At 69.3% G+C, this 18,240-nt stretch carries 11 protein-coding genes; 4 read left to right on the top strand and 7 right to left on the bottom strand.

What is annotated here, in order from left to right:
- Window positions 1-657: 657 nt before the first annotated feature.
- Window positions 658-1,719, bottom strand: a complete 1,062-nt coding sequence (locus tag ACFV4K_RS26405) for a stage II sporulation protein M (RefSeq protein ID WP_379278506.1) — start codon at window positions 1,717-1,719, stop codon at window positions 658-660.
- Between the two features lie 187 nt (window positions 1,720-1,906).
- On the opposite strand from ACFV4K_RS26405, the gene ACFV4K_RS26400 reads away from it, so the two are divergent.
- Window positions 1,907-2,719 carry an RDD family protein gene (locus ACFV4K_RS26400; RefSeq protein ID WP_379278504.1) on the top strand — a complete coding sequence of 271 codons (813 nt, stop codon included), beginning with the start codon at window positions 1,907-1,909 and terminating at the stop codon, window positions 2,717-2,719.
- Here the strand turns inward: ACFV4K_RS26400 and ACFV4K_RS26395 are convergent.
- The 5 genes from ACFV4K_RS26395 to ACFV4K_RS26375 all read right to left on the bottom strand — a co-directional run bounded on the left by ACFV4K_RS26395 (window position 2,697) and on the right by ACFV4K_RS26375 (window position 7,528).
- Window positions 2,697-3,992 (bottom strand): DUF58 domain-containing protein, encoded by a 1,296-nt coding sequence (locus tag ACFV4K_RS26395; RefSeq protein WP_379278503.1) that lies wholly within the window; start codon window positions 3,990-3,992, stop codon window positions 2,697-2,699. The two genes, ACFV4K_RS26400 and ACFV4K_RS26395, sit on opposite strands and share 23 nt — an antisense overlap.
- Before the next feature lie 3 nt (window positions 3,993-3,995).
- A complete protein-coding gene (locus tag ACFV4K_RS26390; protein WP_379278501.1) occupies window positions 3,996-5,021 on the bottom strand; it encodes an AAA family ATPase in 1,026 nt (341 codons plus the stop codon).
- A complete protein-coding gene (locus ACFV4K_RS26385) occupies window positions 5,018-6,079 on the bottom strand; it encodes a DUF4129 domain-containing protein (protein WP_379278500.1) in 1,062 nt (353 codons plus the stop codon). Before ACFV4K_RS26385 ends, ACFV4K_RS26390 begins: the two co-directional genes overlap by 4 nt.
- A complete protein-coding gene (locus tag ACFV4K_RS26380; RefSeq protein ID WP_379278498.1) occupies window positions 6,076-6,858 on the bottom strand; it encodes a hypothetical protein in 783 nt (260 codons plus the stop codon). Before ACFV4K_RS26380 ends, ACFV4K_RS26385 begins: the two co-directional genes overlap by 4 nt.
- 103 nt (window positions 6,859-6,961) lie before the next feature.
- Window positions 6,962-7,528, bottom strand: coding sequence for a TetR/AcrR family transcriptional regulator (locus tag ACFV4K_RS26375; RefSeq protein ID WP_379278497.1), 567 nt, complete (start codon window positions 7,526-7,528; stop codon window positions 6,962-6,964).
- Window positions 7,529-7,606: 78 nt separating this feature from the next.
- Between ACFV4K_RS26375 and ACFV4K_RS26370 the strand changes: the two genes are divergently transcribed.
- Entirely contained in the window at window positions 7,607-9,178 is a 1,572-nt protein-coding gene (locus tag ACFV4K_RS26370; RefSeq protein ID WP_379278495.1) for an MFS transporter, read from the top strand.
- Between the two features lie 73 nt (window positions 9,179-9,251).
- Here the strand turns inward: ACFV4K_RS26370 and ACFV4K_RS26365 are convergent, their stop codons facing one another.
- Complete coding sequence (locus tag ACFV4K_RS26365; protein ID WP_379278494.1) at window positions 9,252-11,111, bottom strand: DUF4407 domain-containing protein; 1,860 nt, start codon at window positions 11,109-11,111, stop codon at window positions 9,252-9,254.
- An 884-nt stretch (window positions 11,112-11,995) separates the two neighbouring features.
- On the opposite strand from ACFV4K_RS26365, the gene gltB reads away from it, so the two are divergent.
- Both gltB and ACFV4K_RS26355 read left to right on the top strand, forming a co-directional pair.
- A complete protein-coding gene (gene gltB, locus ACFV4K_RS26360) occupies window positions 11,996-16,645 on the top strand; it encodes a glutamate synthase large subunit (RefSeq protein WP_379278492.1) in 4,650 nt (1,549 codons plus the stop codon).
- A gap of 71 nt (window positions 16,646-16,716) precedes the next feature.
- The gene (locus ACFV4K_RS26355; protein ID WP_379278490.1) at window positions 16,717-18,186 is read left to right on the top strand and encodes a glutamate synthase subunit beta; all 1,470 of its coding nucleotides are present in this window, start codon (window positions 16,717-16,719) and stop codon (window positions 18,184-18,186) included.
- Window positions 18,187-18,240: the final 54 nt, after the last annotated feature.

Raw genomic sequence — 18,240 nt, 5'->3', positions numbered from 1 at the left:
CGGTCTCGCTTCTTTGTCCGGACCCGGTCTCGGTCCGGTCAGTCCGGTCGATCCGGGAATCCATGGATGTGACGAAGGTCGCACACCCTGTCGGGGGTGGGTTTCGAGAGGCGTTGCCAGAGGCCGTTTCTGGGCCTCGCGAGGGGTGAAAATCGTTTGCCGGAGGATGTCGCCTCGGGTATGCGCCCGATTACTGTGCAGCGTTGCCTGATGATCATTTAGCTAAAACCACTCGAAACAAACTTGAGGTTTGTTTGACCCCAAGCGACTGCTTGGCAATCATGCTGAGCTGCAACGAAACGCCAGCTTAACGGGGGTTGAACCGGTGGTGAGCGGAGAATTTGTGAGTTTTCCGCAAACCGGATGACGGCGTTCGGAACGCATCGCGCGCAATGGGTTGAAACGGGTCCTGAAACGCAACCGCGGGGGATAGTTTCGAGGCCCTCCGCAGACCGCCCGCAACGGGTATGCGGAGAATTAGCGATGGCGCCGGGTTCCCCACGGGGAGGGTGCATTTCGCCTGGTCGCGTTATACGCCCGGTGGGCAAGTCGGAGGTTGCGTAGCCATAACGATTGTGTAGAGTCAACGGCAACGCTGGCCGCAGCTGAGCCGGACTCGCTGCGGCCAGTGGAACTCAATCCGAACGGTGCTCGCGACTACGAAGTCGCCACTCTCACAGCCGGTTCCGGATGGTTCCCGACCGAATTGCCCGTGATGTGCTCCGGGCCCGACTCGCGCACCGCGTCGTTCATCGCTCGCGCTGTGTCGTCCATCTCTTTCGCCGCCGGGCGACCGAGTCCGAATACGTAGGCCAGGAAACCGAGTTCGGCCACCGCCCCGATCCCGACCCGCACCGCCGTGGGCCATCCGCTGGGCGTCACGAAACCCTCCAGGAACCCCGACACCAGCAGCACCCCGGCCAGGCCCAGCGCGATCACCGCCGTGGCGCGCCCCTGCCGGGCCAATGCCTGCGGGCGGCTCTCCCGGCCCGGGTCGATCAGTGTCCAGCCCAGCTTCAGACCCGCCCCGCCGGCCACGAAAATGGCTGTGAGCTCGAGCATTCCGTGCGGCAGGATCCAGCCGAAGAACGGTCCCAGCCGGCCCGCCTCCGCCATCAGCCCGGCACTGACGCCGAGGTTCAGCGCGTTCATGAACAACAGGTAGAGCGCGGGCAGCACCAGCACCCCCATGAACAGCGCCATGGCCGACACCCATGCGTTGTTGGTCCACACCTTCGCGGCGAACGCGTCGTGCGAGTGCTCGTAGTAGTAGGTCTCGAATTCGCCGCCCGGCTTCGTCAAGGCGTCCGTATCCATGTTCAGCCCGAGACGCTTCCGCGTCGCCTCGGAATTGGCCACCGCCGCGCCGAGCGCCGCCGCGCCGAGCAGGAACACCGCCGCCACCGACAGCCACCACGGCCAGGCCCGGTACACGGCGGCCGGGAAGCGGTGCGTGAAGAAGTACCCGATCTCGTGGGGAGTATCGATGCGCGCGCTCAGGATCCGTCCGCGCGCCCGGGTCAGCACCGCGGACAGCCCGGCGATCAGCTCCGGATCGGCATCCCGGGTCTGCAACCGCGCCAGCTGCTGTGAGGCCACCCGGTACAGCCGCACCAGTTCGTCGGCCTCCGCCCCGCTGAGCCGCTTGCTTCGCGACGCCAGCCGATCCAGCCGATCCCAGGAAGGCCGGTGAACGAAGGTGTACGCGTCCAGATCCATGAGTTCCCCTCCCGCGCTTCGGCTGACAAAATGCTAACCACTCGATTCCTGCTCGCCGATCGACGTTCAAAAGTTCGCGGCCGTCCCGATTCTGGATGGACGGAGCGGGGGAGCGAAGCGGAGGAGCGGAGGAGGGAAGAATCGGGACCAGGGGCCGCGAACCTGCCCGGAGCGAAGCGGAGGGCACATGGGCAGAGCACGTTTCACCACCGGCGAGGCCGTAGCCGTCGAACTGCCCATCGCGCGGATCCCGACGCGCGCCGCGGCGTTCCTGCTCGACCTGATCGTGCAGTTCATGCTGGGTGTGATGCTGATCCTGCTGTTCCGGATGGTGCTGGTGCGGATCGGCGCGGACGCCGCCTGGCGGGACGCGGCGATGCTGGTGGCCCTGGTGTGCGCGGCCATCGGCTATCCGGTGGTGTTCGAGACCCTCACCCGCGGGCGTTCGCTCGGGAAGATGGCGGTCGGGCTGCGGGTCGTGCGCGCCGACGGCGGGCCCATCGACTTCAAGCACGCGGTGACCCGGGGCCTGGCCGGGATCGTCGACTTCTGGGCGCTGGGCACCGGTCTGATCGCCGTCGTGGTGTCGCTGTGCTCGCCGCAGGGCCGCCGGGTCGGGGACGCGCTGGCGGGCACCGTGGTGGTGCACGACCGCAGCCGGCTGCCGTTCGCCGCGCTGGCCGCGCCGCCGCCGTGGCTGGTGGGCTGGGCGCGGCAGCTGGACCTGTCAGGGCTCTCCGATGACCAGGCGTTCGCGGTGCGGCAGTATCTGCTGCGGTTCCGCACCCTGACCCCCGAGGTGCAGGACGGGCTGGGCCGGGCGCTGGTGGTCTCGGTGTGCGCGAGCCTGCGCACCGCGCCCCTGAACGGCTATCCGCCGCTGCAGATCCTGGGCGCGGTGCTGGCCGAGCGGCAGCGGCGGCAGTTGCCGCCGCCGTCCTTCCCGCCGCGGCAGCCGGTCGCTCAACCCTCGCCGGTCACAGCGCTCCGGTCCGTTTGAGTTCGAGGTATTCGTCGGCCAGCGCGCCGGGCAGCAGGTCCGGTGGCGCGGTGATGACGCGGACGCCCGCGCGGCGCAGGGTCTCCCGGGCCACGGCCTCCTCCGCGATCACGTTCTCGGCGGCCGCGGCCGTGTAGAGATCGGTCAGGCCGGTGCGGTGGATGGCGGCGGCCGCCACCTCCGGGTCGGTCACCGACACCACCAGCACCCGGTGCCGTTCGGCCAGGACCGGCAGCACCGGCCGCAGGCCCTCCTGCACGGTGGCGGCGTCGAGGTGGGTGAACCAGACCACCAGGCTGCGGCGGCGGGCCCGTTGCAGGGTGGCGCGCAGCATGCCGCGATAGTCGGTGTCGGCCAGCTCGGGGGTGAGTCCGGCGAGCGCGTGCATCAGCTTCAGCTGCAGGCGTTTTCCGCCGACGCCGCGCACCTCGGTGCGCAGCCGCCGGTCGTAGGCCAGCAGGTCCACCGAGTCCCCCCCGGCGGCGGCCAGTCCGCCGAGCAGCAGGGCGGCCTCGATGGCGGCGTCGAGGCGGGTGCCGCCCCTGACCCGGCCCGCGCTGACCCGTCCGGTGTCGAGCAGCATCACCACGTGCCGGTTGCGCTCCGGCCGCCAGGTCCGGACCAGCACGTCATTGGCGCGGGCGGTGGCCCGCCAGTCGATGGTGCGCACGTCGTCGCCCGCGACATATTCACGGAACGAATCGAATTCGGTGCCCTGGCCGCGAATCGTGGTGGTGTTGCGGCCTTCCAGCTGCTGCAACTGCTTGACCTTCGAGGCCAGTAGTCGCTCGCTGTGGAACGGCGGCAGCGCCCGTACCCGGGCGGGCACTTCGCGGCGCACCTGCCGTCCGGCCACGCCGAGCGGTCCGAGCAGGCGCAGCGTCACCGGACCCGCAACCCGATCACCGTGATAGGCGGGGGTGAGTTCGGTGCGCAGCCGAATCCTGGTGTTGGGCGGCAGGTTCAGCGGATGCGTGCGATGCCGGGCACGCGCGCTGGGCGGCCAGTCGTCCCACAGTGTTCCGCGTACCGGGCGGGTCCCGGAATTCAGCACCACCAGTTCCACCTCGATGCTGCGGCCGGTGCGCACGGTGGTGAGCGGTTCCCGGGAAAGCTCCAGCGCGCCGGGCGATCCCATGGCGATCAGATCGGTACCGATGAGTGCGGCCAGCGCCAGGGTGGCGTTGAGGACGCCGAGCCATGACGGTTGTACCAGTGTGACGAACAGGGCCGCGAGCACCGCGGCGGCGGCCAGCCGGCCGGTGACGACCACCGGCTACACCGGAACCGGGACGGACATCAGCAGCGAGGCCAGCACGCCCTCGGCGGTGACGCCCTCCACCTCGTGCTCGGGCCGCAGGTGCAGCCGATGCCGCAGCACGGGCGTCGCAACGGCTTTCACGTCGTCGGGGGTGACGTAGCCGCGGCCGTGCAACCAGGCGAAGGCCCGTGCGGCCGCCATCAGCGCGGTCGCGCCGCGGGTGGACGCCCCGTGCGCCACGGCGGGGGAGGTGCGGGTGGCCCGGCACAGGTCCACGGTGTAGGCGAGCACCTCGGGGCTGATGGCGACCTGGGCGACCGCGGCGCGGGCGGCCGCGATGTGCGCGGGACCGGCCACCGGCCGCAGCCCGGCCGCGGCCAGGTCCCGGGGGTCGAAGCCGGCGGCATGCCGTTGCAGGATGCGGAATTCGTCGTCGCGCCCGGGCAATTGGACGTCGACCTTGAACAGGAACCGGTCCAGCTGCGCCTCCGGCAGCGGATAGGTGCCCTCCTGCTCGATCGGGTTCTGGGTGGCGACCACCACGAACGGGTCCGGCAGCGGCTGCGGCACGCCGTCCACCGAAACCTGGCGCTCCTCCATCGATTCCAGTAGCGAGGACTGGGTCTTGGGCGGGGTGCGGTTGATCTCGTCGGCCAGCAGCAGATTGGTGAACACCGGGCCGCGGCGGAAGGTGAACTCGGCCGAGTGCGGATCGTAGATCTGGGAGCCGGTGACGTCGCCGGGCATCAGGTCGGGGGTGAACTGGATGCGGGCGTGCTCCAGGTCGAGCGCGGTGGCCAGCGCCCGCACCAGCAGTGTCTTGGCCACGCCCGGAACGCCTTCCAGCAGCACGTGGCCGCGGCACAGCAGCGCCAGCACCAGGAACATGACGGCATGATCGTTGCCGACCACGGCCTTGCCGATCTCGGCGCGCAGGGCCAGCAGCGCCTGTTGCGCGTCCTGCGCGGTCGGCGCCTGACCGTCGGTCGCCGGGGTGCCGTCGTGGTGGGCGTCCACCACGTCCTTGGACAGGTTGGTCACAAGACCTCCGCTTCGATCCATTCGAGTTGTGCCGCCACGAGTTCGAGGGTCTCCCGGTCGGTGACCGGGTCGTAGAGGGCGGCGCGGAGGACGGCCGGGTCCGCGCCGGTGCGGACGGCGAGCGCCCCGACCACCAGTTCCGCCGGGGTGTCGGCGGTGACGCCGAGCACGGGGCGCAATCGGCGCAGCGCCGCGGCCCGCAGTTTGGCGGCCACATGGTCGTGATCGCGGGATTTCCGGTACAGCCCGGCCTGTCCGGCCAGCAGTTCCTGAGCCGGGGCCTCGACCGGCAGCGGTTCGCGCACGATCGCGCCGCGCCGACGGCCGCGCCACCACAGCACCGCGACCCAGGCGATGAGGAACTGCAGACCGCCGAAGGCCAGCCACCCCGGCAGCCGTTCGAAGACGGAGTCCTCGCCGCCACCGAAGTTCGGCGGCCGGTCCGGTTCCCGGCTCGGGTTCGGCTGATGCGTCGGCGGCGTGTCCGGATGGTGCGGCGGCGCGGGCGCGTGCCCGAGGTGGGTGAGCGCGTACACCAGCGCGACGACCGCCAGCAGTGCGGCGAGCGCGGCCCACAGTCGCCAATCCCGCAGCAGCTCCGGCAGTTCCGGGCGCTCGCGGGCGGGTTTGTCCTTGGCGGCTTTGGTCTTGCGGACCTTGCGTTTCTCGGTGATCTCGACCGGCCCGGCCTTGGGCGGCGGCGCGCTCGAGAACCGGTCGGCCTGTTCGAGCTGCCGGTACTCCGATTCGGTGGCGTACCGGCCGCCGTAGACGACCTCGTCGAAACTGTGTGCCGCCGAGGGCAGTTCACCGGCGTCGTGGACCGCCGCGGTGGCGGCCCGCGCCGTCTCCCGCGCGGTGCGCGCCCGCTCCTCGTCGAGGATGCCGCGCTGCTCCAGGCCGCGGGTAACGGCGCGATACCGTTCGCGCAGCGCCACCCCGAAGTCCCCGCGCCGGGCGGCCTCCTCGGCCGCGGCCAGATGCGCGGCGGCCGGGCCCAGCGCGGGCTCGGGCGGAGCGGCATACCCGGGAGGTGCGGCGTGTGGAAGCTCGGTCATCGGGCGCCTCCCGTGGGTACCCGGATGTCCCAGGCTTCGCGGCGGCAGCGCCGGTCCACGTAGGTGACGACCTGGGTGGCGGATTCCACCAGTTCGCCGATCGCCACCACGAGCAGCGCGATCGAGAGGACCAGCACCGTCACCGTCCAGCGGTGGGTGCCGGAGAAGTCGGTGATGAGCTGCGGCAAGGCCAGCAGCGGCACGATCAGCACCAGCAGCAGGGCGCGCAGGTACAGCCACAGCCCGACCAGCTGCCATTCCGTCCCGCCCGCAAGCAGTTTCGCCCGCCGGGCGGCCTCGCGGTAGCCGATCGAACCGTCGAAGATGCCGGGCACCAGCGTGAATCGCCGTCCGCGCAGCCAGGCCAGCCAGATGATCGCGAACGGCGCGGTGAACATCAGGGGAGTGCCCACGGCCAGCACGCCGACCCCGATCAGTGTGTACATCACCTGGTAGGCGAGCAGCGGTCCGGCTCCGGAGCGCAGTCGCCGCAGTACGCCACGCCAGGTCGACGGCCTGCGGTACACGACATCCAGTCCGGCGGGCACGGTCACCCCGCGCACGAAAAACCGTAGCGCCCAAGCACACAGCAGGCTGGTGAGCAGCGCGCCCCAGAAGGTTCCGAGGTCGGAATCACCGGTGATCGCGGCGGCGGCCGCGGTGCCGGCGACGGACACCAGCACGGCGGCCACCCAGGCCACCCCGAGCAGGGCCGCCAGGATCGTGATCCGGGCCTGGATCAGCGCGAACGGCAGGTCCAGCAGTTCCCTGAACTGCATCGGGCGAATCGGAACAACCGCCGGGTCGGTCGAAGTCGGTTCCCCCACCGAGCCGGTCGGCGAACCGACGGAGTCGGCGGCGGTCGGCAACACGGGCCCGAGTCTATCCGGACTCGGGCCCCAGGAGCCGGGCGACGACCTGGCGGTACATGTCCGGTTCGATCGCCGGCATTCCCATCAGTGCGCGGAGGTAGACGCCGTCGCCGACCAGCCGCACGATCTCGGCCCGCACCGGGTCGTCGATCTCGTTGTCCAGGGCCGTCTTCCAGGAGGTCATCACCTCGGTGATGGCCCGGTCGGTCTCGGCCTGGACGCCGTCGGCCGGGGCGTCGACGGTCCGCATGGCGGCGAGCATGGATCGGTACAGCGCGAGTTCGACGGCGTCGGATTCGTTGTCGGGATGTGGGGCTTGCAGATACCACTCGGCCACCGATCGGCCCTGTTCGATCGCGGTGCGCACCTGCTGGTCGGCCCGTTCGGTGACGCGGCGCAGCAGTCCGGCGAGCAGCGCGTCCTTGCTCTTGAAGTGATAGAGCAGCCCGCCCTTGGAGACGCCGGCGGTGGCGGCGACGTTCTCCAGGGTCACCTGGGACAGGCCCTTGTCGAGCAGCAGGTTCTCGAGCGCGTCGAGGATCCGGTCGCGGGTGCCGGCGGGGTCGCGGGTGGTCACGGGGGTTGACTGTACCGGCTGGACGGTTCAGGCTGGTACTGTACCGTCTGGACGGTTCAGAACCGAGAGAGAAAGCTGATGACCACCCACTCGACCGCGCGTTCCGGAACTCCTTCGACCCTCGACCGGCCCGTGACCCCGCACGCCGCGCCCAAGGCACGCCCCCGGGACTGGGCCGGGCTCGCCGTGCTGGCCCTGGCGCTGCTGCTGATCGCCGTCGACGCCACCGTGCTCGACCTGGCGGTCCCCTCGATCACCGCGCACCTCGCGCCCACCACCCCGCAGCTGCTCTGGATCATCGACGTTTACTCGTTCGTGCTGGCCGGCCTGCTGGTCACCATGGGCACCCTCGGCGACCGCATCGGCCGCCGGCGCCTGCTGCTCATCGGCGCGGCCGGATTCGCGGCCGCCTCGGCGCTCGCGGCCTGGGCGATCAGCCCCGAAATGCTCATCGCCGCCCGCGTCCTGCAGGGCGTCGCCGGTGCGACCCTGATGCCCGCCACCCTGGGCCTGATCCGGTCGATGTTCGCCGACGCCCGTCAGCGCACCCTGGCCATCTCGGTCTGGGGTGCGATGGCCGCCTCCGGTGCGGCGTTCGGCCCGCTGCTCGGCGGCTGGATGCTCGAGCACTTCTGGTGGGGCTCGGTGTTTCTGGTGAACCTGCCCGTCATGGCGCTGCTGCTGGTCCTGGCGCCGGTCCTGGTACCGGAATCGCGCGACCCCAACCCGGGCCGATTCGACCTGATGAGCGCCGGGTTGTCGATGCTGGCCCTGATCCCGGTGGTGTACGCGGTCAAGGAGTTCGCGGCCCACGGTCCGAGCCTGAACCTGCTGATCAGCGCCGGTGTGGGTGTGACGGCGGGCGTGTTGTTCGTGCGTCGTCAGCGCGGGCTGTCGGCTCCGCTCATCGACCTGGACCTGTTCCGGCTGCCCGCCTTCCGGGCCGCGGTGTTCACCAACCTGCTGTCGGTGTTCGCGCTGGCCGGCGTGCTGTTCTTCGGGTCGCAGTATCTGCAGCTGGTGTTGGGCAAGTCGCCGCTGGAGGCCGGACTGCTGCTGATCCCGGGCACGGTCGGTTCCATGCTGGGCGCGCTCGCCGCGGCCTGGCTGGTCCGGTACTGGCGTCCGGCGACCGTGCTCGCGGGCTCGCTGGCGACGGTCGCGCTCGGCGCGGGCCTGTACTGGCTGTTGCCCACCGATCCCTCGGGTTCGGTGACCCCGTTCATCGTCGGCTTCCTGCTGATCGGACTGGGTGAGGGTGTGGCCCTGACGGTGTCGGCCGACATGATCGTGAGCACCGCTCCGGAGGCGCGCGCGGGCAATGCCGCCGCCATCTCGGAGACCGCGATGGAGATGGGTATCGCCCTGGGTGTGGCGGTGCTGGGCAGCGCCGTGATGGCGGCGTTCCGCGGCGGTCTGGACTTGACGCACGTGCCGTCGGGTCAGGCGGACGCGGCGCGCGAGTCTCTGGGCGGCGCCATCGAGACCGCCCGGGCGCTACCGGAACCCGCGGCCGGGGAGCTGTTGAACTCGGCGCACACGGCGTTCGTCAGCGGCATCCATCTGGCTGCCACCTCGACGGCGGTCATCCTGCTGCTGACCGCGTTCGTCGCCTACCGCGCGGCGACCCGCAAGACCGCGGCGGAGTAGTCGAAAAAGGCTGTGGCCCGGATGTTTCCGTGTTCAACGTGAAACATTCCGGGCCACAGCGCGTTTCCGCGGGCTACTCCTGGCCCTTGCCCGGCGGCAGTTCGCGCCGGGCGCGGTAGTCGAGTTCGGGGTTGCGGCGACCCGCCAGCGCATCCTGCTGGGGGGCCGGGGGCAGCGGGTAACCCGGGTCCACCACATGACCCTGGGGGAGCGGGGCGTATCCCGGGTAGGCGGCGTAGGGCTGATCCACCACGGTGGAGGCCACCCGCTGCGCGTAGACCTGCTGGGGCGCGCCCTGCGGCAGGTATCCGTACTGCTGGGGCTGCGCGTACATCTGCTGCTGGTGCTGCTGCGGCTGCGCGGAATCCTCCGAGTTCACCGTGACCTTGCGCGTGCGGCGCAGGGTGAAGGTGATCTCCTCGGCCTCCTCGAAGGCCTGTCGCACCGTGCGCAGCGGATGCGTGGCGGTGTCGATGGCATTGGCCACGAAGGACGGCACCAGCGGCCGGATCCAGCGGGCGGCGGTGTCGGTGAACGGCACCGTGCCGATGATCGGCAGTTCCAGCCCGCCCCCCTTGGCGGGCTGCGGCGCCGGCGCGGCGGGCGCGAGCGCGCCGCCGGACGGCAGGGGGGCCAGCGCACCCGAGGTGAGCTGGGCGGGCAGGTTCGGCGACTGTGTCGCGATCCCCTCCTGGGACACGGTGCTGTCCTTTCGATCTCCGGCCGCGGTCCCGGCCGGAAGTTCCAGTCTGGTGGCGGAGTCGAATTCGGCCACGGCGCGCTGCGCGGGCTCGGTGATGCCGATCTCGAAATTGCCGATGGCGGCGATGATGCGGGTGCGCTGCCGTTCCCGGTCGATGGCGGTGTCGGCGTGCGCGGCCAGCCGCGCGGCGGTGAGTTGTTGTTCCGCGCGCAGGTTTTCGGTCTCCACCCGCACCTCGGCCTGTTTGACGGCGATGGCGGTGGCGGCGGCCTGGTCGATCCGGTCGGTCTCGGTGCTGACCGCGACGCTGCGGTCGAACGCCGTCTCACCGCGCCACCAGCGCAGCAGCAGCGGCAGCAGGGCGAGAGTGATCAGGAGCAGGGCTACGGCGACGCGTAGGACGAACGCCCCGAAATGCCCTGTGGTGTAGTCGTTCACGGCCACCCAGCGCGCCCCGAGTCCGCGGTCGCCGTCGGTATAGGCGGCCTTGCGGGCGTCGGCGAGGGCCTTGTCCTGCGCGGTGACCTTGTCGTCGAGCCCGGCCACCTTGTTCCGCTCGGCGGTGAGCTGGTTCCGCGCGTCGTCGAGCATCTGATTGGCGGTGCGCTCCTCGGGACCGCGTCCGGGGACGCCGGTCCGGGGGATCCCGTCGCAGTCCTGCGCCGGGTTGATCTCGCAGCGCGCGATCTTCAGCGCGATTCCGACGTCGTTCTGCGCCTTGATGATCTGCTGCTCGAGTGCGCCGCGCGCGGCTTTCGCCTGGTCCAGGTCGGTGCGGGCGGTGACCACGGCGGGCGCGGATTCCACCGCGCGCTGTGCGTTCTCGTCGAGTAGCCGGTGCACGGTGCCGGAGAACAAGAGGGTGCAGGCCAGTTCGGCCACCACCACCCCGGCCAGCACCGCGACGGCGATGCGCCCGGCGAATTCGGCGACGGCCCGCCGGTCCTCGCGCCGATCGGGCGTGGCCGCGGTGGCGAGGGCCCGGGACAGCGCCCCGACCAGCAGGGTGGCGATCAGCGCGATGGCGACGACGCCGAGGGCGGACCAGCCGGCGGCTCCGGTCGCGGCGGCGGTGATGCCTCCCGCGGTGACCGCGAACAGGGCCACCACCGCACCGGTGACGGTGTAGCCCGCACGCTCGGGACCGGCGGTGAGCTGCGGTTGCGCCCCACCCAGCCAGACCAGCAGGTCGCCGGGTCCGGCCGGGGAATGGACGTGGGGATCTGTCATGGGAGGCTCACATCCTCTACGTCCCAGGTGGTTCGGCAGAGCGAAACTGTCGCTGATTCGTTGTCTCAGCGTGACAGGCGTCCGGCGGTTACACCGACCGCGGCGGGTGTGATGTGGCCAGGCTCACATCGACTCTTTTCGGGTCGTTGAGGTGGTGTTGATCACCCGCGTGCGGTCTCGGATATCGCCGAAAACCGAGTCGGGAGACAGATTTACGGTTTGCTGGACGTGTGCTGAATCCCACATTCAGGAAAAATTCCGTACGGTCCGCACGTTGCGAGCCCATGTCTCCCGGGCGGTTGCCGGAGCGACGGAACTTGTCCGGAAAGTTAGCGGCCTAACGCCCGGTTTGCCGGATCCGCTTGTGGGGAAATCTGATTCATTGCAGGTGGGAGGCAGTCTGGAGCTGCGCTGGACCGTCCGGCCGTCGACCTCGCGCGGGTGCGTCACAGTGGTGAACTCAACTGAAACGCACGGGCACCCCTGCTTTACACTGGAGAACGCGCGTGTGTTGGAGGACCGGATGTAGAAGCCCAGCTAGAAGCTGGAATTAGCCTTACCTGAGTTGGTTGGGCTCCAGTCCTGACTTATCGTTTGCTCTTACGCCGAACCACACAATTCGGTGTATCTCCCCATACGGACAGAGGCCCGATCGGTGCTCAGCCTAGCGGGCGAGAACGGCACGGCGTGTAGCGAACGCGTAAGAGTTCCGTTACCACCGAGCACCCGACTAGGTAATCGAAGCGGGTGGACAACTGCAAAGTTGACTGCACGGAGTGACCATCAGCGCCGCTGGTCTCCGAAACGTCCGGACGCAGTCCAGACCGGAGGCGTTCGACGAAGGCCGCATTCTTCGAAGGCCTGTTTTTTGTGAAGGCAGAGGCATGACGCAACTTCCTGGCCACAGGTCCCCTGGACCCATCGGGCTCTATGACCCGGCGAATGAACACGACGCCTGTGGTGTCGCATTCGTCGTCGACATGCACGGCCGCCGCAGCCGCGACATCGTCGACAAGGCTATTACGGCATTGCTGAACCTGGAGCACCGTGGTGCGGCCGGCGCCGAACCCAACTCGGGTGACGGCGCGGGCATCCTGATCCAGCTCCCGGACAAGTTCTTCCGTGCCGTGGTCGACTTCGAGCTCCCCGCCGAAGGTTCCTACGCGACCGGCATCGGCTTCCTGCCGCAGGCACGCCGCGAGGCCGCCCGCGCCGGGTACGGCGTCGAGAAGATCGTGCGCGAGGAGGGCCTCGAGGTCCTCGGCTGGCGCGAGGTCCCGATCGACGAGTCGTCGCTGGGCGCGCTGTCGCGCGACGCCATGCCGACCTTCCGGCAGATCTTCATCGCCTCCCCCAAGGGCGGCGCCGAGCAGCTCTCCGGCATGGACCTGGAGCGCCGCGCCTACGTCATCCGCAAGCGCATCGAGCACGAGCTCGGCAAGTCGGGTGCCGGTGAGGGCGCGACCGGCAAGGAGTCGGTGTACTTCCCGAGCCTGTCCGGCGAGACCTTCGTCTACAAGGGCATGTTCACCACCCCGCAGCTGCGGGCGTTCTACCTGGACCTGCAGGACGACCGGGTCGAGTCGGCGCTGGGCATCGTGCACTCGCGCTTCTCCACCAACACCTTCCCGTCGTGGCCGCTGGCGCACCCGTTCCGGCGCGTCGCCCACAACGGTGAGATCAACACCGTCTCCGGTAACGAGAACTGGATGCGGGCCCGCGAGGCGCTGCTGAACTCCGACGTGTTCGGCACCGACTCCGAGGGCAACAACCGCCTGGAGAAGATCTTCCCGGTCTGCACCCCGGGCGCTTCGGACACCGCGCGTTTCGACGAGGTGCTCGAGCTGCTGCACCTGGGTGGCCGCAGCCTGCCGCACGCCGTGCTCATGATGATTCCGGAGGCGTGGGAGCGCCACGAGTCCATGACCCCGGAGCAGCGCGCGTTCTACCGCTACCACTCCTTCCTCATGGAGCCTTGGGACGGCCCGGCCTCGGTGTGCTTCACCGACGGTTCGGTCGTCGGCGCGGTGCTGGATCGTAATGGTCTGCGCCCCGGCCGTATCTGGGTCACCGAGGACGGCCTGGTCGTGCTGGCCTCCGAGGTCGGCGTGCTCGACATCGACCCGGCCAAGATCGTCTACAAGAAGCGCCTGCAGCCCGGCCACATGTTCCTGGTCGACACCAAGCAGGGCCGCATCATCTCCGATGACGAGGTCAAGTCGACGCTGGCCGCCGAGTTCCCGTACCAGCAGTGGCTGGACGAGGGCCCGACCAAGCTGAGCGACCTGCCCGCCCGCCCGCACGTGCACATGTCGCACGACCGCGTGCTGATCCGCCAGCAGATCTTCGGATACTCCACCGAGGAACTGAACATCCTGATCTCGCCGATGGCGCAGACCGGTGGCGAGGCGCTCGGCTCGATGGGCACCGACACCCCGATCGCGGTGCTGTCCTCGCGGCCGCGCCTGCTGTTCGACTACTTCTCGCAGCTTTTCGCGCAGGTCACCAACCCGCCGCTGGACGCCATCCGCGAAGAGGTCGTCACCTCGTTGCGCAGCATGGTGGGCCCGGAGGCCGACCTGCTGAACCCGGGCGCGGAGTCCTGTCGTCAGATCACCCTGACGCACCCGATCCTGGACAACGACGAGCTCAACAAGCTCGTCCACATCAATGACGACGGCTCCCGTCCCGACCTGCGTTCGGTCGTCGTGCACGGCCTGTACCCGGTCAAGAAGGGCGGCAAGGGGCTGCGCAAGGCCATCGAGGCCGTGCAGCGTCAGGTCTCGGCGGCGATCGACGGCGGCGCGCGCATCATCGTGCTGTCCGACCGTGAGTCCAACGAGAAGCTGGCCCCGATCCCGTCGCTGCTGCTGACCGCCGCGGTGCACCACCACCTGGTCCGGGAACGCACCCGCACCAAGGTCGGCCTGGTCATCGAGGCCGGTGACGCCCGCGAGGTGCACCACATGGCCATGCTGGTCGGTTTCGGCGCGGCGGCCATCAACCCCTACATGGCCTTCGAGTCCATCGAGGACATGATGGAGCGCGGCGCGCTGCAGATCCCGGGCAGCACCGGCGATCACGCGGCCGACTTCAAGAAGGCCGTCTACAACTACAACAAGGCGGCCGGCAAGGGCGTGCTGAAGGTGATGTCCAAGATGGGCATCTCCACCATCGCCTCCTACCGTGGCGCGCAGCTGTTCCAGGTCGTCGGCCTGGCGCAGGAGCTCGTCGACGAGTACTTCACCGGTCTGCGTTCGCCGCTGGACGGCATCGGCCTCGACGACATCGCCGACGAGGTCGCGCAGCGGCACCGGATCGCGTTCCTGGAGAACCGCAACGAGCGCGCGCACCGCGAGCTCGAGATCGGCGGCGAGTACCAGTGGCGTCGTGAGGGCGAGTACCACCTGTTCAACCCGGACACGGTGTTCAAGCTGCAGCACGCCACCCGCTCGGGCCAGTACAAGGTCTTCAAGGAGTACACGAAGCTGGTCGACGACCAGTCGGAGCGTCTCGCCTCGCTGCGTGGTCTGTTCAAGTTCAAGTCCGAGCACCGCAACCCGATCTCGATCGACGAGGTCGAGCCGGCGTCGGAGATCGTGAAGCGCTTCTCGACCGGTGCGATGAGCTACGGCTCCATCTCGGCCGAGGCGCACGAGACCCTGGCCATCGCCATGAACCGCCTGGGCGGTCGCTCGAACTCCGGTGAGGGCGGCGAGCACCCGGCGCGCTTCGAGCCGGAGGAGAACGGCGACTGGCGTCGTTCCGCGATCAAGCAGGTGGCCTCGGGCCGCTTCGGCGTGACCGCGCACTACCTGACCAACTGCACCGACATCCAGATCAAGATGGCGCAGGGCGCGAAGCCCGGTGAGGGCGGCCAGCTTCCGGCGCACAAGGTGTACCCGTGGGTCGCCGAGGTCCGGCACTCCACCCCGGGCGTCGGCCTGATCTCGCCGCCGCCGCACCACGACATCTACTCGATCGAGGATCTGGCGCAGCTGATCCACGACCTGAAGAACGCGAACCCGCAGGCGCGGATTCACGTGAAGCTGGTCGCGGAGCCGGGCGTCGGCACCGTCGCCGCGGGTGTCTCGAAGGCGCACGCCGACGTGGTGCTCATCTCCGGCCACGACGGTGGTACCGGTGCGTCGCCGCTGACCTCGCTGAAGCACGCGGGTGGCCCCTGGGAGCTCGGCCTGGCCGAGACCCAGCAGACCCTGCTGCTCAACGGTCTGCGCGACCGCATCGTGGTCCAGGTCGACGGTCAGATGAAGACCGGCCGCGACGTCATGATCGCCGCGCTGCTGGGCGCCGAGGAGTACGGTTTCGCGACCGCTCCGCTGGTCGTCTCGGGCTGCATCATGATGCGCGTCTGCCACCTCGACACCTGCCCGGTCGGCGTCGCGACCCAGAACCCGGTTCTGCGTGAGCGTTTCACCGGCAAGCCGGAGTTCGTCGAGAACTTCATGCTCTACGTCGCCGAGGAAGTCCGCGAGCTGCTGGCGTCGCTGGGTCTGCGGACCCTGGACGAGGCCATCGGCCGGGTGGACCTGCTCGACACCACCGCCGCCAAGGCGCACTGGAAGGCCGCCAAGCTCGACCTGTCGCCGATTCTGGACGACGTCGAGACCGCGTTCATGTTCCAGGACCGCCGCCGCACCAAGGACCAGGACCACGGTCTGGACAGGGCGCTGGACAACGAGCTGATCGCGCGTTCGGCCGACGCCCTGGAGCGCGGCAAGCCGGTCAAGTTCGACTCCAAGATCACCAATGTGAACCGGACCGTCGGCACCATGCTCGGCCACGAGGTGACCAAGCTGTACGGCGGAGTCGGCCTGCCGGACAACACCATCGACATCACGTTCACCGGTTCCGCCGGTAACTCGTTCGGTGCGTTCGTGCCGGCCGGTATCACCCTGCGGGTGGTCGGCGACGCCAACGACTATGTCGGCAAGGGTCTTTCGGGTGGCCGCATCACGGTGCGCCCGTCCGACGACGCGCCGGAGTCCTACGTCGCGGAGCAGAACATCATCGCGGGCAACGTGATCCTGTTCGGCGCCACCAGCGGCCAGGCCTTCCTGCGCGGTGTGGCCGGCGAGCGCTTCGCCGTCCGCAACTCGGGCGCGACCGCGGTCGTCGAGGGTGTGGGCGACCACGCCTGTGAGTACATGACCGGTGGCCGCGTGGTCATCCTCGGTGAGACCGGCCGCAACTTCGGCGCGGGCATGTCGGGTGGTATCGCCTACGTGTACAACCCGAACGGCACCTTCGAGGCCAACCTCAATACCGAGCTGGTCGACCTGGAGCAGCTCTCGTCCGACGACGCGCAGATCGTGCACGACATCGTCGCGCAGCACCGCGACGAGACCGGTTCGGCTGTCGCCGAAGGCATCCTGGGCGACTGGTCGCAGCAGGTGACCAAGTTCGTGAAGGTCATGCCGCGCGACTACAAGAAGGTCCTGCTCGCCATCTCCGAGGCCGAGAAGGCCGGCCGGAACGTGGACGAAGCCATCATGGAGGCAGCTCGTGGCTGACCTCACCTTTGCGGTGCAACGCAGCACCATCGTTGTTCCGTGCGCGCAGCGCATTAGTCAGGAGTTCGTAAATGGGTGACGCACAAGGCTTCCTGAAGCACACTTCCCGGGAACTGCCCAAGCGCCGTCCGGTTCCGCTGCGACTGCTGGACTGGAAAGAGGTCTACGAGGAGAAGTTCTCCCACGAGACCCTGCAGAAGCAGGCCAGCCGCTGCATGGACTGCGGTATCCCGTTCTGCCACAATGGCTGTCCGCTCGGGAACCTGATTCCCGAGTGGAACGACCTGGTGTACAAGGGCGCGTGGAGGGAGTCGTTCGATCGGCTGCACGCGACCAACAACTTCCCGGAGTTCACCGGCCGCCTGTGCCCGGCTCCGTGTGAGGCGTCCTGCGTCCTGGGCATCAACCAGGATCCGGTGACCATCAAGCAGGTCGAGGTCGAGATCATCGAGAACGGTTTCGACGAGGGCTGGGTCACCCCGGTCTACCCGACCCGTCTCACCGGCAAGCGCATCGCGGTCGTCGGCTCCGGCCCCGCGGGCCTGGCCGCCGCCCAGCAGCTGACCCGGGCCGGTCACACCGTGACCGTGTTCGAGCGCGACGACCGCATCGGCGGCCTGCTGCGCTACGGCATCCCGGAATTCAAGATGGAGAAGCGCTTCATCGACCGCCGCGTCGCGCAGATGGAGGCCGAGGGCACCATCTTCAAGGCCGGCGTGAACGTGGGCGTGGACATCACCGCCGAGCAGCTGCGCAAGCAGTTCGACGCGGTCGTCCTGGCCGGTGGCGCCACCATCGCGCGTGACCTGCCGATCCCGGGTCGCGACCTGGACGGCATCCACCAGGCCATGGAGTTCCTGCCGCTCGCCAACCGCGTGCAGCTGGGCGACCGGATCACCGACGAGGACGGCCTGCCGCGCATCAACGCGCGTGGCAAGAAGGTCGTCATCATCGGTGGCGGTGACACCGGCGCGGACTGCCTGGGCACCTCGCACCGTCAGGGCGCGGAGTCGATCCACCAGTTCGAGATCATGCCGCGTCCGCCGGAGGAGCGGGCCGCCTCGACCCCGTGGCCGACCTACCCGCTGATGTACCGCGTCTCCTCGGCTCACGAGGAGGGCGGCGAGCGCGTGTTCTCCGTCAACACCGAGCGTTTCGTCGGTGCCGACGGCAAGGTCACCGGCCTGCAGGCGCATGAGGTGAAGATGGTCAACGGCCGCTTCGAGAAGGTCGACGGCACCGACTTCACCCTGGAGGCGGACCTGGTGCTGCTGGCCATGGGCTTCGTCGGCCCGCAGAAGAACGGCCTGCTCGAGGGTCTGGGCGTCGGTTACGACCAGCGCGGCAATGTCATGCGCGACAAGGACTGGGCCACCACGGTGCCCGGCGTCTTCGTCGCCGGCGACATGGGCCGCGGTCAGTCGCTGATCGTGTGGGCCATCGCCGAGGGCCGCGCGGCGGCCGCCGCGGTGGACAAGTACCTGGAGGGGGAGACGGCGCTGCCGTCCCCGATCACCCCGACCATGGTCGCCCAGCGCTGAGCTGAAACAGGGGCGCGAAAGCCTGAAAAGCACCCCCGGACTTCGGTCCGGGGG

The sequence above is a fragment of the Nocardia sp. NPDC059764 genome (assembly GCF_042732555.1).
Taxonomy (GTDB): domain Bacteria; phylum Actinomycetota; class Actinomycetes; order Mycobacteriales; family Mycobacteriaceae; genus Nocardia.
Note: the sequence above shows the minus strand (reverse complement) of the source record. Positions and strands in the feature narration are given on the sequence as shown.